Below are 320 nucleotides of genomic sequence, written 5' to 3' on the forward strand. Positions count from 1 at the left end.
CTGTCCGACGATCGCAACGCGGATGGGTTTGAGCGTGCGGGTTTCCTCGCCCGTGCCCTCGGCTGCCTCGTCCTCGTCGTCCTCGTCCGTCTCTTCCTTGGGAAGATAAAGCGCGGCCTTCTCACCGAGCGTCGCAACGACGGCCTCATAAAGGTCCGGAAGCCCGACGCCATGCTCGGCAGAGACCGCGACAGCCTCGCCAAAGCCGAGCGAATAGGCTTCGAGAAGCCCCGATTCCGCCGCGCGCCCCTCTGCCTTGTTGGCGACGAGAACGACCGGCTTGCCGCCCTGGCGGATCAGTCGGGCGAAATGCTCGTCGT

The 320-nt window shown here is 65.6% G+C and carries 1 pseudogene; it reads right to left on the reverse strand.

Annotated features, from left to right (window positions below):
• Positions 1 to 320, reverse strand: a pseudogene (locus CH341_RS34820) (ribosome biogenesis GTPase Der); the annotation flags it as partial.

Source organism: Rhodoplanes roseus, assembly GCF_003258865.1.
GTDB lineage: Bacteria > Pseudomonadota > Alphaproteobacteria > Rhizobiales > Xanthobacteraceae > Rhodoplanes > Rhodoplanes roseus.